Below are 14,518 nucleotides of genomic sequence, written 5' to 3'. Positions count from 1 at the left end.
AAATGCAATCATCCGATACCCAGGAACCTCCTGAACCGCTTGAACATGCCGCTCTTCTCATCGAGCGGCATGAGCGGCACCATATCTCCCAATATGCGCCTCGCTATATTGCGATAGGCAATAGCGGCACGTGAGGACGGATCCATCACGGTCGGCTCTCCCGTATTGGCCGCCTTGATGACCTTCTCATCATCCGGCACGATCCCGAGCAGATCGACCGCCAGCACCTGGCAGATCTCATCGACATCCAGCATCTCGCCCGATCTCACCATACCGGGCCGGATGCGGTTGATAATCAGCTTGGCCGATACCTGCGACTGCTCCAGAAGGCCGATGACCCGATCGGCATCGCGAACGGCGGCATTCTCCGGGGTCGTCACGACGATCGCCCGGTCCGCGCCGGCAACAGCGTTGCGGAAGCCCTGCTCGATGCCTGCCGGGCAATCGATGATGACATAATCATAGTCCTTCTTGAGCTCCAGCACGATATCCTTCACCTGATCCGGCGTGACGTCATGCTTGTCCTTCGTCTGCGCGGCAGGCAGCATATACAGTTCATCGAAGCGTTTATCCTTGACCAGCGCCTGGCCAAGTCGGCAGCGTCCTTCCGCGACATCGACCAGATCGTAGATAATCCGATTCTCGAGCCCCATCACCACATCAAGATTGCGAAGCCCGATATCGGTATCCACCATGCACACTTTTTTGCCCGTCAAGGCCAGCGCCGTCCCCAGATTGGCGGACGTGGTAGTTTTGCCGACGCCGCCTTTTCCCGATGTTACCACGATCGCTTCTCCCATGTCTTACACCCCTTTGAACACAATCGGATCTTTACGAAAACGGTATAATTGCGACAGCTTGTCGATCTGCATCTGCGACTCTTCCAAATAGGCAAATTCCATGGCTGCATCGGAGCCAAGCCATTCGTCAGGGGGACGGCTGATGACTTCAGCGATCCGCAGCTGGGTCGGTTTCAGGAGGGAAGCAGCGATGATCGCATCCTGTCTGCCCTGCTCCCCCGCGTGTGCCATGCCGCGCAAGGCGCCCAGTACATAGATATCCCCCGTGCACCGGATCGTGCCACCCGGGTTGACGTCGCCGATCAGGAGCAGATTGCCCTCATGGACGACCGTCTGACCAGAACGAATGACGCCCGTCATCAGCTTCAGGTTGCCTGCTTCCGCCTCGCGCTCCTGCGTGTCGCCCCCCTCCGCCTCGATCGATTGCACCAGCAGATTGCCGCGGCTGCGGATCAGCTCCAGAAGCGATTCTTTTTGCTCTTCGCTGCATTGACGGGAGCCAAGCCTGACATGGACGTGGATCAGCGGCCCCGTCAATACCTGATGGTGGGACTTCTCAAGCTTATACTGCAATTCCTCAAGCAGCGCCGAAAAATCGCAAGCATCGTCAAGCAGGAATACTAGTCCTTCCTTGACACCTTTGATCGTAATATGCTGCCTGTCGGCCACCTGAGCCCCACCTCCACCTTATACCATTCTTTATCGACAGCTGCAAATCCTGCCTCTAACCGATTCAAACTGCGTCGTCCAGCGGTTTTTTTTGGCTGTAGCCCGAAAACCAGCGGCGCGCAGGGATGTAAAACACCAGCGCAAAGGCCAGTTGGAGAAACAGGCTGGGCATAATGTGATTCATCAAAGCTATCACATAAGTATCCTGCGTGATCCGAAAGACACGATACATGCTGTAGATCAGCGAGTCGTACAGCAAGCACGTCATCCCGATGATCGAGAGCAGCGTCAGCATCGGAATCCGTTTGAATGCGAGCAGCAGACCAATCAGATAACCGCACAGTCCCATCGCAAACGTATGCACGCCAATCAAATGGCCGTAGTACACAAGATCCTGCAGCAGTCCGAAGCTGACGCCCAGCATCAAAGCCGTATGCCTGCCGGCATAAAAGGCGGCATACAGCACGAATACAAACGTGAATTGGGGCACAAGCCTGCCTAGCCAATCTACCGGGATCAGCCACGGCATAATCGTCCCTTCGACAATAAACAGAAGAAACATGATCGGAATCACCCAGCGCTTCCTCATTCAGCTTCTCCTACGGCATCAGGAACCTTGACAACCAGCACCTCGGACAGTTTGTCGAACTCAGCCGAGGGATTGATAAAGGCGGTATGCGTCAAACCGAAATCGCCAACCTGGCGGGAATCCACCGTACCGATGACAATGCCGACAGGGAAGACACCTCCGCGCCCCGAGGTAATGACGATATCCCCTTCTGCAAGCGGATCATCCTCGGCGATTTTGGTCATCAGCAGCTGTCCATTTTCGATATTGTAGCTCTCGATAATGCCGAACGAGACGTCTTCCTTGCCTTCCACCGTCGCAGAGATCCATTTGGGGTTGGCGGATTGGCCATCGAGCTCAGTGATCGGCGTCACATTGGACGTGAACGGCGAGACGCTGCTGATCAGGCCGATCAGACCGTGTTCGGTCACCACTGCCATATCTTCCTTCAACCCATGCCTTGAGCCCAGATTGATTTTCAAAGTCTTGTTGTAGGCATCCGGACTAACCGAGACGACCTGTGCGATCATATAAGTATAATTATTGCGGTTCTTCTGTTCTTCCGTGAAGTTCAGCTTGGCCTGCAGATCCGCGATTGTTTGCTCGATTCGGTTGTATTTGCTCTTGTCCCGGGAGTAACTGGCAACTAACAATTTCAGCCTTTCGTTCTCTTCATACAGCTCCCGCATCGTGCGGATATCTTCAAACAAGCCCGCTATATAGCCAGCGGGCTTGTAAAACCATTGCTGTACATAACCTACCGTATCATTAAGAAACTTCTCCGGCCAGGTCAGATCCTTGCGGTCGCTGAGCGAGAAGCCCATCACCGCAATGAACAAGATCAGGCCGATAAGCAATACAAATAACCGTTTGTTGCGCATCATCTTAAACAGTCCGATCACCCGCTCGCATGCTCATCTCTCTCCCCCTCCGGATGAAGATCCTACCGCTTGCGCGACGACGCGCTCCCTTTTGCTTTGAACAGATGGATGTTGTCGAGCGCGCGTCCCGTACCGATCGCCACGCAATCAAGCGGATGCTCCGAGACAATGACCGGCATGCCGGTCTCGCGGGCGAGCAACTTGTCCAGGTTGCGCAGCAGCGCCCCGCCTCCGGTGAGGACGATCCCCCGGTCCATTATGTCAGCCGACAGCTCCGGCGGGCACTTCTCCAGTGTCACCTTGACCGCATCGACGATCGAGTTCACTGTATCGGTCAGCGCTTCTGTGATCTCATCGGCTGTCACCGTCAGCGTCTTCGGCAGGCCGGAGACCAGATCGCGGCCGCGGATCTCCATCGTCTCCTGCTTGTCCGATGTCAGCGCCGAGCCCAGATCCATCTTGAGCTGCTCTGCCGTACGTTCACCGATCATCAAGTTGTACATCCGCTTGATGTACTGGATGATCGCCTCATCCATCTCATCGCCAGCGATCCGGATCGAGCGGCTCGTGACGATGCCGCCCAGGGAGATGACGGCCACTTCCGTCGTGCCGCCGCCGATGTCGACGACCATGCTGCCGGTCGGTTCCCAGACCGGCAGATCGGCGCCGATCGCAGCCGCGAACGGTTCTTCGATCGTATACGCTTCGCGGGCTCCTGCCTGCTTGGTCGCATCCTCAACCGCACGTTTCTCGACGGCCGTGATGCCCGACGGTACACATACCATGACATTGGGATGTCGCGGGAACATCGAGCGTTCTTTTTGCGCTTGCTTGATGAAATATTTGATCATCGTCGCCGTCGTCTCGAAGTCGGCGATGACGCCGTCCTTCATCGGCCGAATGGCACGGATATTGCCCGGCGTTCTGCCGATCATTTTCTTCGCCTGCTCGCCGACGGCCTCGATTGTTTTTGTATCGGTACGCAGAGCCACCACGGACGGTTCTCTGACGACAATGCCTTTTCCTTTGACGAATACAAGTGTATTCGCTGTTCCGAGGTCGATCCCTAGATCCTTTGTGAAGCCACCAAACATGTCTGATCTCCCTTTCTTCTTGGCCATACGCGTTCGTTGTCTGAACACGCACTATATTATATTACATAAGTCCCCGCTCCTTCAAACTAACGAAAGACTTCTCTCCGATGACGATATGGTCCAGTACGTCGATCCCTACCAGTTCGCCTGCCTCGACAAGTCTTCTCGTCAAGGCGACGTCCTCCGGACTGGGCGTCGGATCGCCGCTCGGATGATTGTGAACGCACACCAGCGAGGCGCTGCTGCACTTGATCGCCGCGCGGAATACTTCCCGGGGGTGGACAAGCGAGGCGTTGAGCGTGCCGACAGACAGCGTCTCCTGGGCGATGAGTTGATTTTTGGTGTTGAGGAACAGGCAGATGAAATGCTCCTTCTTCAAATAGCGCAGCTGCTCCATCAAGTAATCGGCGGCGTCCTGCGGACGGCGCACTGTCAAGCGTTCCTCGCGACCGCTGCGGGACAGCCGCCGGCCAAGCTCGATCCCGGCTCGCAGCTGGACCGCTTTGGCCGGCCCGATGCCGTGGATCGCGGTCAATTCCTCCAGGCTCATATCGACGAGACCGCTGAGCGAGCCGCATTCCTTCAGAATCCTGCTTGCCAGGTGAATGGCCGATTCGCTGCGTGTGCCTGTACGCAGCAAGATCGCCAACAATTCCGTATGACTGAGCGCTTCAGCCCCAAACTGCATCATGCGTTCTCTAGGTCGGTCTTCGCTTGGGACATCTCGCATGCCGTAGCTCGGCATCTCCATGTCCAATATTCCTGCTTTCTTTGGGTTAGTGATGAAATCGGTGAAGCGGTTAGAGCGTCTCGACGCCAAAATGCGACAGCATGTCCGACAAAAGCGTCAGCGACATGCCCACTACGTTGAAATAACATCCTTCAATCTCTTCGACCAGCAATGCACCCAAGCCCTGAATGCCATAGCTGCCAGCCTTGTCCATCGGCTCGCCAGAAGCAATATACCGCTCGATCCGATTCGCATCGAGCGGTTTCATATGGACTCTGGTCACACGGTGACGCAGCAGCGTCTCCCCGCTGCCGCTATGGAGAAGGGCGATGCCGCTGTATACCTCATGCCAACTGCCTTGCAGCTGCTGCAGCATCTGTCGGGCCGCTTCGGCGTCTTCCGGCTTCCCCAGTACGGTACCAGCCGACACCACAACGGTGTCCGCGCCGATAATTAATGCAGTGGTCTCACGGTCTGGGATGGCCTCGCGCGCAGCCCGCGCCTTGCGCAGAGCCAACTGCTCTACAATCTGCGCAGGCAGCCAGCCCGCAGGCGTCGATTCGTCCGTATCGGTAGGCAGAGTCTCGACCGGGAGCGACAGCTCCATCTGCTCCAGCAGGCCCCTCCTTCTCGGCGAAGCGGAGGCCAGCAGCAGCCGGTCTACAATAGACAACGATGAGCTTGCTTGGCCTAGCACGCCATTCCTACTCCTTCGGGTTATAATCTGCGATAAATCCAGATGGCGACTGCAGCACCAATGATGCTCATCAGACTTAACTGGATATGTACGTTCAAATCAAAGCTGAACACAATCAAATCCGCTGCCGGCGACCATCTGGCCTCGATCGACCGGGCCAGCATCTCAAGTCCGGGAACGCCGGACAACCATCTTGCCATTAATGTTCCGGCCAGCAGTCCAAGCAAAACAAACAACAGCAGCACGAACGTATTTTTCTTCATCTTCCAACGTCCTTCGTCAGGTTTAGACACCTGGTTTCTATTATACGTTGGAAGCGGGCCTATGACAATGCGTCGATTTGCGCAAGCCAATCCTTCTGCAGGATGACCGCTTCCATCATAGCGCTTTGTGCGGTCCACAGGTGAGCCCGCGAGGGATTCTTATCGTACTCATCCAGAGAAACGGCTGCGGTCTGCAGCTTCGTGACGATGCCCTCGGCCGTGTCCCTCGCCGAAGCATCCCAGCCATCCGAGACAGCGGCAGCGGTGGCCGTCCATTGCTGGTGAGCAGCTCGCCATACTTCCGCATCCCGAGCCTGCAGGCGCTGCGGCTGCTCCTGTCTCAGCAGCGTGAGCGTCAGATCATTTAATAAACGTATCAGGTCGCCGGTTTGTTCAAAAAAAAGTTCCGCTTCCCGCACTTCTCCGGCAAAGGGAAGCCTGGACACTTCCGGGACCAACATTTCCTTTAAGTACACCTCCGAGCCGCCAAGCTGTTCGCTGAGCAGTACGGCGCTGTTGCGGCTGGTTCCCATGCCCGCAAATACCCGGTAACCGTCCGTGGCCGACGCTGCCCCCGCCAGCCCTTTTTGTCTCAGCTCGGCTAGCGCTGCCGCCATGCCTTCTTCATTGCTGAATACACCATACTGCAGCAAATAGTACGTACCTGACGGCACATGGGCAGCCGCAAGCTCACTCTCGCCGGATGCAGGCAGCACAGCCGGATCCGTCTCCTGCTGCTGGATCTGTTCCTGCTGCGTGCCGGCAGTCGGCACTTCGCCTTCCGCGCCCGGCAGGTCCGGCGTTCCCGAGAACAGCGACAGGACCATATATCCGAATAAGGCACCGGTGGCGATGGCTCCGGCTACCGCAGCAAATACCTTCAGCCAGGACGGGCCTACCGGGTGCCGCCTGATGATCGGCTTCTCCCCGAGTCCCGTCTCCAACCGGGGGCGGGACTCAGGGAGCGGAGGATGCACATCTTCGCCAAGATCAATATAGGAAGAGCTGGCCGACCCAGCAGCAGGCAGTACCGGCTGCCGTTGTGCCAACGCAGCGTGCTGCCGTTGTGCCGGCGCAGCGTACTCACGCCCCTCCGGGGCAGCATATGGGACCGATGCGGGCTCCGACTCGCGGATCAGCTTTTCCAGGGCATAGGCATCATCCTGGAATGGACTGACCCAAGGCGACAGATCCCGCTCGAGGGTGAAAGTCAACTCATCTTGAAAGTACGGAGAGGCCGGCTGACGCTCGCTGCCGGGAGAGTTTCTCTCTCGTTGGCGCTCCAGCTTGGACACAACTGGCGCCGGCAGCAGCTCCTCCCTCAGCGCAGAAGCAGGGGCGGACGCTGCCTGAGGCTGGACCGGCTTGCGGGCTGGGTTGTCAAAACGGTACGTAATACGGGCTTTCTGGCTCATCGCACTCGCTCCTTGTCCATATCGTCTATTTCTACTTTATGAGACAAGTCGTGCGATTATGTCCATTCCTTCGATAGACAGCAGAGCCCCCGGCAGACATTGCCGGGGGCTCTGCACGTCAGGACCTGGCGCGATCCCTCAGATGCTCTGCCAGATATTCAGCAGCCTTCCAGATATCACCGGCTCCCATCGTAATGATGAGATCTCCGGGCTGAGCCTCGGCAGCCAAAATCGTCTGTACTTCCTCTTTGGTCGGGATATAACGGGTATTGGTATTGCTATTGGCCTTGATCATCTCCACCAGCTTGCCGGAGCTGATCCCCTCGATCTGCTGCTCGCCGGCAGGAGAATAAATGTCCGTGATGATCACTTCGTCCGCTTCGGCAAAAGCTCTGCTGAACTGGTCAAACAGGAAAAATGTCCGGGTATAGCGCTGCGGCTGGAACACAGCGATGATGCGCTTGCCGGTTGATTTGGCAGCCTGAATCGTCGCTTGAATCTCCGTCGGATGGTGCGCATAGTCGTCAATGATCAGCATATCGTCCACTTCGCCAAGCACCTGGAACCGACGTTTGGCGCCGCGGAATTGGCGGATCGCCTCCGCTACCTCGGCAAACGGCAAACCAGCCGCCACACAGGTGACGATCGTCGCCAAAGCGTTATAGACATTGTGGCGGCCAGGCACTGACAGCTCGACGCGCCCAAGCGAGCGCCCGCCGGCCACCACTTCGAAGCTAGCCCTGCGGTCTCCCAGCTCGATCATCTCTGCGCGGTAATCGGCATCCCGGTCGATGCCGTAGGTGATGAGTCCGCCTTGCGAAGCCAAGCAGCCTTCGCTGTGCAGCGCCGGCAGCATCTCCTGGATATTAGCATCATCGGCGCACAGAATCGCCTTGCCGCCCTTCTTTACCTGGGAGAGGAAGGTGACATAGGCAGCTTTGAGCTTGCCAAAGTCGCTATCATAATTTTCCAGATGATCCGCTTCGATGTTGGTGATGATCGCCAACTGAGGATGATACTGCAGGAACGAACCGTCGCTCTCGTCAGCCTCAGCGACGACAAACTCGCCTTTTCCGGCTTTGGCGTTGGTCCCCATATTGACGACTTCGCCGCCGATGATGTACGTCGGATCCAGCTTGCAGACCTCCATCACAAGTGCGATCATCGAAGACGTCGTCGTCTTGCCATGGGCTCCGGCGACAGCTATCCCTTTGCCAGCATTCATGAGCCGGGCGAGCATCTGGGCGCGGTGCAGGATCGGGATCTGCTGCTCCTCTGCCGCCTGCCGCTCAACATTGTCGCGCGACAAAGCCGTAGAGTATACGACCAGATCCGCCCCCTGCACATGTTCCGCCTGGTGCCCCAGGTAGATACGGGCTCCTTTGGCAGCCAGCTTCTCGCTCAGCTCCGCCCTGGCCACATCGGAGCCAGTCACTGTATACCCCATTTCGAGCATGACCCTGGCTATAGCGCTCATCCCGTAACCGCCGATGCCAATGAAATGCACGTGTTCTGCTGTATTCAAAAGCGATTCACCAACCTTTTTCAGAATCCGAATGGTATAGCAAACGGGAACGGACATCGGCGATCAAGTAGAGCGTGCCGGTGACCACCGCCAGGTCTTCGGAGCCGGTTCTCGCTTGCAGCTGGTCCAGTCCCTGCCGCCAATCCGGCTGGGTCGTTACCTCGCAATCGAACCCTTCCTCCGCAATCAGCTCCGTGAGCGCCTCGGCCGTCATTTTCTTACGGAACCCGGGCTCGGTCACGATCAGCGAATCCACTAGTGGCAGTATATGCCGAAGTGTCTCCCGATGATTCTTGTTGGCAAGCATCCCTATCATCAAGTGGAGTTTCCTGTAGGAATAAGTATCCTTGAGCGCTGCCGCCAAAGCCGCCGCTCCTTCCGGATTATGCGCGCCATCGAGCAGGATGCGCGGCGTTTTGGAGACCATCTCCAGCCGTCCGGCCCACGTCGTCTCGCGCAGCCCTGCTTGCAGATCCTCATCGTCGATGATGACGGCATAATACTGACGCAGCACCTCCAGCGTCATGACGGCTACAGCTGCATTGGTGACCTGGTGGCGGCCATTGAGCGTAATCGTCAGCGGCTCGATCGAACGCAGCAAGCCATCAAAGCCAAAGACCTGCTCGTCCTCCCGTCCCGAGAGCAGATGCTCGCGGAATTGCTCACCCAGCAGATAAAGCGTACTCTTAGAAGCTTTGGCGGTATCGCGGACGACCGCGACCGCCTCCGGCTGCGACACGCTGGCGACGACAGGGACACCCGGCTTGATGATGCCTGCCTTCTCCCGTGCGATGGCCTCCAGACTATCGCCGAGGATATCCATATGATCATGGCCTACATTCGTAATGACGGAGACGAGCGGCGTGACGACATTGGTCACGTCAAGCCGACCGCCAAGCCCGGTCTCCCACACCACAAAGTCAGGGTAGCATCGCTTGGCATAATACAAGATAGCGAGCAGAGTGGATACTTCAAACATCGTAGGCGAGCCCAGCTCGCTGGCTGCAACCGCTTCGACCTCGGGCTTGATTTCATTAACGAGCTCCACCAGCACCGCCTCATCCATATCTTCCCCGTTATATTGAATACGGTTCGTAAAGGATGTGATATATGGGGAGGTATAGGTGCCGACATCGTAACCGGCCTTGACCAGCACTCGCGTCAGATAAGCGCATACCGAGCCTTTGCCGTTAGTGCCTGCGACATGGACGAACTTGAGCCGCCGCTCGGGATGGCCGAACCGCTCGAGCAACAGCTTGATCCGCTCGAGTCCCGGGCGGATGCCAAAGGGCACCAGCGATTCAATCCACGCTCTTGCTTCCTCATAGGTTGTAAAGGCCGATGGGACAACTTTTGTATCGGTCATTGGATTTGCCTTCTTTCTGCTTTAGCCGCGCAGCTCGGCGATTCTCGCCAGCACCTTCTCGCGTTTAGTTGCATAATCGTTCATCTTGGCCCGTTCTTCTTCGATGACCTTGGCTGGAGCTTTGGCGACGAAGCCGGGGTTGCCGAGCTTTTTCTCGACCCGCTCGACCTCTTGGTTCAGGTGGCTGATCTCTTTGTTCAGACGGGCGATCTCCTGCTCGATATCCAGCAGGCCAGCAAGTGGCAGATAGAGCTCCACACCGGTCACGATCGCGGTCATCGCCTTGTCAGGAGCGCTCTGAGCCTGATCGATCACGAGCTCGGACGTTCCGCAGAAACGGCGGAGATATTCCTCATTGCGACGCAGGATCGCATCGGCTTCAAGGCTTGAAGGCTTGAGCAGCAGCTCGATCTTTTTGCTCATCGGCACATTGACCTCAGCCCGGATATTGCGGACGGCCCGGATCAGTTCCATGAGCAGTCCCATCTCATTAACCGACTCCGGCGATTCCAGCGCAGCATCGTATTGCGGCCACTCCGCCAGGGTGATCGTATCCCCTTTATGCGGCAAGTGTTGCCATATTTCCTCGCTTATAAACGGCATGAACGGATGGATCAAGCGCTGTGTCCGGTCGAGTACGTAAGCGAGTACGGACTGAGTGGCCCGCTTCGCTTCCTCGTCCGCCCCGTACAGACTCAGCTTGGCAAACTCGATGTACCAGTCGCACAGATCGTCCCAGATAAAGTTGTATAAGAGACGTCCGGTTTCGCCGAACTCGTAGCTGTCGATCAGACGGGTGATGTCCCTGGACGTTTCATTGAGACGATGGAGGATCCAGCGGTCCGCCGTGCCCAGCTTGCCATCCAGCCGGATTTCATCCGCCTTCACACCCTCCAGGTTCATCAGTGCAAAACGCGAGGCGTTCCAGATTTTATTGGCAAAGTTGCGCGCCTGCTCCACCTTCTCCCAGCGGAAGCGCAGATCCTGACCAGGCGTGCTGCCGGTAGAGATCATAAATCGCATCGCATCGGCACCGTATTTCTCGATGACCTCCAGCGGGTCGACGCCGTTGCCAAGCGACTTGGACATCTTGCGGCCGTCGGCATCCCGCACTAGTCCGTGCATCAGCACATCCTTGAACGGGATCGTACCGGTGAACTCGAGTGCCGTGAAGATCATCCGCGCTACCCAGAAATAGATGATGTCATACCCTGTAACGAGCACGCTGGTAGGGTAATAACGCTCCATATCCTTGGTCGCCTCCGGCCAGCCGAGCGTGGAGAACGGCCACAGCGCAGAGCTGAACCACGTATCTAATACATCCTCATCCTGCGTCAGCGTCTTCGATCCGCACTTGCCGCACTTCTCCACCGCCTCATGGGCGACATGAATCTCGCCGCACTCGCCGCAATACCAGGCCGGAATGCGGTGTCCCCACCAGAGCTGGCGCGAGATGCACCAGTCGCGGACGTTCTCGATCCACTGCAGGTATACCTTGTCGAAGCGTTCCGGCACGAACCGGACGCCTCGGCTCGACTTTTGAGCGGAAATAGCTTGCTCGGCCAGCGGCTTCATGTCCACGAACCATTGCGTCGACAGATACGGCTCGACGACGGCGCCGCTGCGCTCGCTATGGCCGACCTGATGGACGTGATCCTCGATCAGGACGCATACCCCCTGATCCTGCAGATCCTTGACGATCCGTTTGCGGCAGTCCGCGCGGTCCAACCCAGCGTACGGACCGGCTTCTTCATTCATCATACCGGATTCGTCCATCACGATAATCTGCGGCAGGTCGTGGCGCAGCCCCATCTCGAAGTCATTGGGGTCGTGTGCAGGTGTAATCTTCACCGCGCCGCTGCCGAATTCACGGTCGACATACTCGTCCGCGATGATCGGAATCTCGCGGCCGATAATCGGCAGCACCAGGGATTGGCCGATCAGATGACGATAGCGTTCATCCTCGGGATGCACCGCCACCGCAGTATCGCCGAGCATCGTCTCCGGGCGCGTCGTCGCCACGGTGATGGTGCCGCCGCCTTCCTTGAGGGGGTATTGAAGATGATACAGATGGCCCTGCACCTCTTTGTGCTCCACCTCGATGTCGGAGAGGGCTGTGCGAGCCGCCGGATCCCAGTTGATGATTTTTTTGCCGCGGTAGATCAGACCTTTGTTGTACAGCTGCACGAACACTTCCCGCACCGCCTGCGAGAGCCCCTCATCGAGCGTAAACCGCTCTCTGGAGTAATCCAGAGAGAATCCCATCTTGGCCCACTGCTCACGGATCGTATCGGCATAGTGCTCCTTCCAATCCCAGACCTGTTCCAGAAACGCTTCCCGTCCCAGATCGTATCGGGATTTCCCTTCCTCACGGAGCTTTTGCTCGACTTTGGTCTGTGTCGCAATACCGGCATGATCACTGCCCGGCAGCCACAATGCGTCATACCCCTGCATTCGCTTCACGCGTACCAGGATGTCCTGCAGCGTAAAGTCGAGCGCATGACCGATATGCAGCATGCCGGTCACATTGGGCGGCGGAATGACGATCGTATACGTCTTAGCTCCTTGCCGCTTCCCGGCTTCAAAAAACTTGCCTTCCATCCAGTAGGGGTACCATTTTTGCTCCGCTGCCCGCGGATCATACGTGGTCGGCATTTCCAAAGTTGCATTATCCTTTACATCAGACATTCCAGAACCCTCCAATAGTCGAAAAAATCAAGGCTAGCAATATCATTGGGATAGAAAAACAAAAAAGCCTTTCGTCCTCAAAGGACGAAAGGCTTCAGCTTCCGTGGTACCACCTTTGTTTCGCGGCGCAAGGGCGTCACGACACTCAAACATATAACGGCTGCTACCGGCCTGTATTAGGCATGCCCGTGCCTGGCAAGCAGGCGGCAAATGCGCATTGTACAAGCAACTCCGGGGTGACAGGATCACAGCTACTTCCTGCAGAACCTCACAGCGCAGACAGTTCCGCTCTCTGAAGGCTTCGCTGCAAACATTCCCCTTCAAGGTTGTTATCCGTAATAATAGGATGTGCACGAAGCACACCTTCTATGATAACCCTCTTGAGGAGGATAGTCAATACAGGCCGCCAGATTGCCCAGCGCGACTCCCCGCGTTTAGGGGATGTGAAGCACCTGTCCTTCCGTGACGCTATGGTCTGGCAGCCGATTGTAGAGTACGATCTCACGCGATCCGAGCTGGTAACGTTCGGCGATCTCCTCAAGCGTCTCCTCGCGCTGAACGATGCACATGCGGATCTTGCGGAATTCCGTTTCCTCGCCTGTCTTGCTGAGGAATAGCCGCTTCCACTCCACTTCGTCGCCAGACGGCACGTCGGCCGGCGGCAGCTCCTCTGCTTCTGCGGCTTGCTGCGCCTGCTGACGCGCTTCCGCTTCTCTGCGGCCGGACGTGAGCAGGCTCTTGAGGCCGACATGCTCCGAATCGTCCGCTTCCGGCCGTTTCCCGGCAAAAGCAATCTTCATCTCCGGCTTCGGAGGCGCTTCTTCTACCGTTGCTTCAGCCAACGGATCTTCCTCCGCAGCAACAGGTTCCGGTTCGCCCGCCTGGACCAGCTTCTCACGCTCGTCCGCCTCCGTAAATCCGGCCCAGGATACAGGCTCCTGTTCCCCTCCTGCGGATGATGGCTGCGTTTCAACCTTGGTCGCTTCTAGCGGTTCATGCAGCTCTGCGCTCGGCGTTCGAGCAACCGGCTGTTCAGCCGGGGCTGGCGGGAGCGGCGGGTTGAACGAAGCAGGCTGGGTGACCGGCCTCACAGCAGGCTCGGCCTGGGGAAGCTCTGCCGTCTTCTCCGGCGCCCTGGTCGGCTCCTCTGCCACGGGGGGTTCTGCCTTGGGGGCTAGCGCTGCCTGCGGCTCCTCGGGCTGCTGTCGCCGCTCACTGGAAGCAGGCTCCTGCGCGATATGGAGCGGACTCTCCGGCGGGGCAAACGGCCGGGACGGCCCTTCTGCGCGAGCTAGGGTCTGGGCAGCGGAGCTGTCGCCGGGCGTTTCGACCTCTTCCGTTGGTTGTTCGACTCGAGTAACGACAGTAAATGCTTCTTGTTCCGGCTCCCACCCCGCATAGGCCGGCTGCTCCTCTGCCACCAACCCTCGCAAAGAGAGCACGCCGGTGATGCTCAGTGTCCGGCTGGACAACAGATCGACGTCAAAATTATCGATGTCCACTGCCAAGTCCTCCAGACGCTCCACCCGGTTCATCGGCAATGTAATCTCGACCGGAATCCAATATTCCAGCTGCCGTGCCTCCTCGGCCTCTTGTGACCGGTAAATGCCGCTCAGCAGCAAATTGCCGCGCAGCAGAACCTGCTCCTGCTGATCGACAATCTCGATATGCGGAGTCAGTTCGATCTCTTCCAGCTCATCGATCGCTGCCGCCTCATCGGACAAGTGAACGCGCTCGTATACGTCAAACCGCAAGCCTTGATTATGATCCAGCACGCTACATCCTCCCTTCAGTGTGTATGCTCTATGCATCATTCACTATC

The 14,518-nt window shown here is 57.5% G+C and carries 13 protein-coding genes; all 13 read right to left on the bottom strand.

All coding sequences use genetic code 11. The annotated features are described in order from the left end of the window. Positions 1–8: 8 nt before the first annotated feature. The gene (gene minD, locus ABC336_RS26465; RefSeq protein WP_413241512.1) at positions 9–800 is read right to left on the bottom strand and encodes a septum site-determining protein MinD; all 792 of its coding nucleotides are present in this window, start codon (positions 798–800) and stop codon (positions 9–11) included. A 3-nt stretch (positions 801–803) separates the two neighbouring features. Then, positions 804–1,469 (bottom strand): septum site-determining protein MinC, encoded by a 666-nt coding sequence (minC, locus tag ABC336_RS26460; protein ID WP_413241511.1) that lies wholly within the window; start codon positions 1,467–1,469, stop codon positions 804–806. A 64-nt stretch (positions 1,470–1,533) separates the two neighbouring features. Beyond that, a complete protein-coding gene (gene mreD / locus ABC336_RS26455; protein ID WP_413241510.1) occupies positions 1,534–2,058 on the bottom strand; it encodes a rod shape-determining protein MreD in 525 nt (174 codons plus the stop codon). After that, positions 2,055–2,939 (bottom strand): rod shape-determining protein MreC, encoded by an 885-nt coding sequence (gene mreC / locus ABC336_RS26450; RefSeq protein WP_413241509.1) that lies wholly within the window; start codon positions 2,937–2,939, stop codon positions 2,055–2,057. The genes mreD and mreC overlap by 4 nt, the downstream gene beginning before the upstream one ends. Positions 2,940–2,980: 41 nt before the next feature. After that, entirely contained in the window at positions 2,981–4,012 is a 1,032-nt protein-coding gene (locus ABC336_RS26445) for a rod shape-determining protein (RefSeq protein WP_413241508.1), read from the bottom strand. Between the two features lie 61 nt (positions 4,013–4,073). Next, positions 4,074–4,763, bottom strand: a complete 690-nt coding sequence (gene radC, locus ABC336_RS26440) for a RadC family protein (RefSeq protein WP_413241507.1) — start codon at positions 4,761–4,763, stop codon at positions 4,074–4,076. A gap of 49 nt (positions 4,764–4,812) precedes the next feature. Beyond that, positions 4,813–5,439, bottom strand: coding sequence for a Maf family protein (locus ABC336_RS26435; protein WP_413241506.1), 627 nt, complete (start codon positions 5,437–5,439; stop codon positions 4,813–4,815). A 20-nt stretch (positions 5,440–5,459) separates the two neighbouring features. Next, the gene (locus tag ABC336_RS26430; RefSeq protein ID WP_413241505.1) at positions 5,460–5,702 is read right to left on the bottom strand and encodes a DUF4321 domain-containing protein; all 243 of its coding nucleotides are present in this window, start codon (positions 5,700–5,702) and stop codon (positions 5,460–5,462) included. A 59-nt stretch (positions 5,703–5,761) separates the two neighbouring features. Next, positions 5,762–7,117, bottom strand: a complete 1,356-nt coding sequence (locus ABC336_RS26425) for an SPOR domain-containing protein (protein ID WP_413241504.1) — start codon at positions 7,115–7,117, stop codon at positions 5,762–5,764. Between the two features lie 118 nt (positions 7,118–7,235). Next, on the bottom strand, positions 7,236–8,642 hold the full coding sequence (gene murC, locus ABC336_RS26420) for a UDP-N-acetylmuramate--L-alanine ligase (RefSeq protein WP_413241503.1): 1,407 nt from the start codon (positions 8,640–8,642) through the stop codon (positions 7,236–7,238). Between the two features lie 7 nt (positions 8,643–8,649). Continuing rightward, entirely contained in the window at positions 8,650–10,008 is a 1,359-nt protein-coding gene (locus ABC336_RS26415; protein ID WP_413241502.1) for a bifunctional folylpolyglutamate synthase/dihydrofolate synthase, read from the bottom strand. Positions 10,009–10,029: 21 nt separating this feature from the next. Continuing rightward, the gene (locus tag ABC336_RS26410) at positions 10,030–12,696 is read right to left on the bottom strand and encodes a valine--tRNA ligase (RefSeq protein ID WP_413241501.1); all 2,667 of its coding nucleotides are present in this window, start codon (positions 12,694–12,696) and stop codon (positions 10,030–10,032) included. Between the two features lie 434 nt (positions 12,697–13,130). Further along, a complete protein-coding gene (locus ABC336_RS26405; RefSeq protein ID WP_413241500.1) occupies positions 13,131–14,471 on the bottom strand; it encodes a LysM peptidoglycan-binding domain-containing protein in 1,341 nt (446 codons plus the stop codon). Positions 14,472–14,518 lie beyond the last annotated feature (47 nt).

Source organism: Paenibacillus jepli (assembly GCF_047238105.1).
GTDB lineage: Bacteria > Bacillota > Bacilli > Paenibacillales > Paenibacillaceae > Paenibacillus_D.
The sequence above is the reverse complement of the archived record's forward strand: the minus strand, read 5'-3'. Positions and strand labels throughout refer to the sequence as shown.

Excerpts from the sequence above, each read along its gene's own strand:
- minD (WP_413241512.1), bottom strand. The coding sequence starts at position 800 with ATGGGAGAAGCGATCGTGGTAACATCGGGAAAAGGCGGCGTCGGCAAA.
- mreD (WP_413241510.1), bottom strand. The coding sequence starts at position 2,058 with ATGAGGAAGCGCTGGGTGATTCCGATCATGTTTCTTCTGTTTATTGTC.
- ABC336_RS26445 (WP_413241508.1), bottom strand. The coding sequence starts at position 4,012 with ATGTTTGGTGGCTTCACAAAGGATCTAGGGATCGACCTCGGAACAGCG.
- radC (WP_413241507.1), bottom strand. The coding sequence starts at position 4,763 with ATGGAGATGCCGAGCTACGGCATGCGAGATGTCCCAAGCGAAGACCGA.
- ABC336_RS26430 (WP_413241505.1), bottom strand. The coding sequence starts at position 5,702 with ATGAAGAAAAATACGTTCGTGCTGCTGTTGTTTGTTTTGCTTGGACTG.
- ABC336_RS26425 (WP_413241504.1), bottom strand. The coding sequence starts at position 7,117 with ATGAGCCAGAAAGCCCGTATTACGTACCGTTTTGACAACCCAGCCCGC.
- ABC336_RS26415 (WP_413241502.1), bottom strand. The coding sequence starts at position 10,008 with ATGACCGATACAAAAGTTGTCCCATCGGCCTTTACAACCTATGAGGAA.
- ABC336_RS26410 (WP_413241501.1), bottom strand. The coding sequence starts at position 12,696 with ATGTCTGATGTAAAGGATAATGCAACTTTGGAAATGCCGACCACGTAT.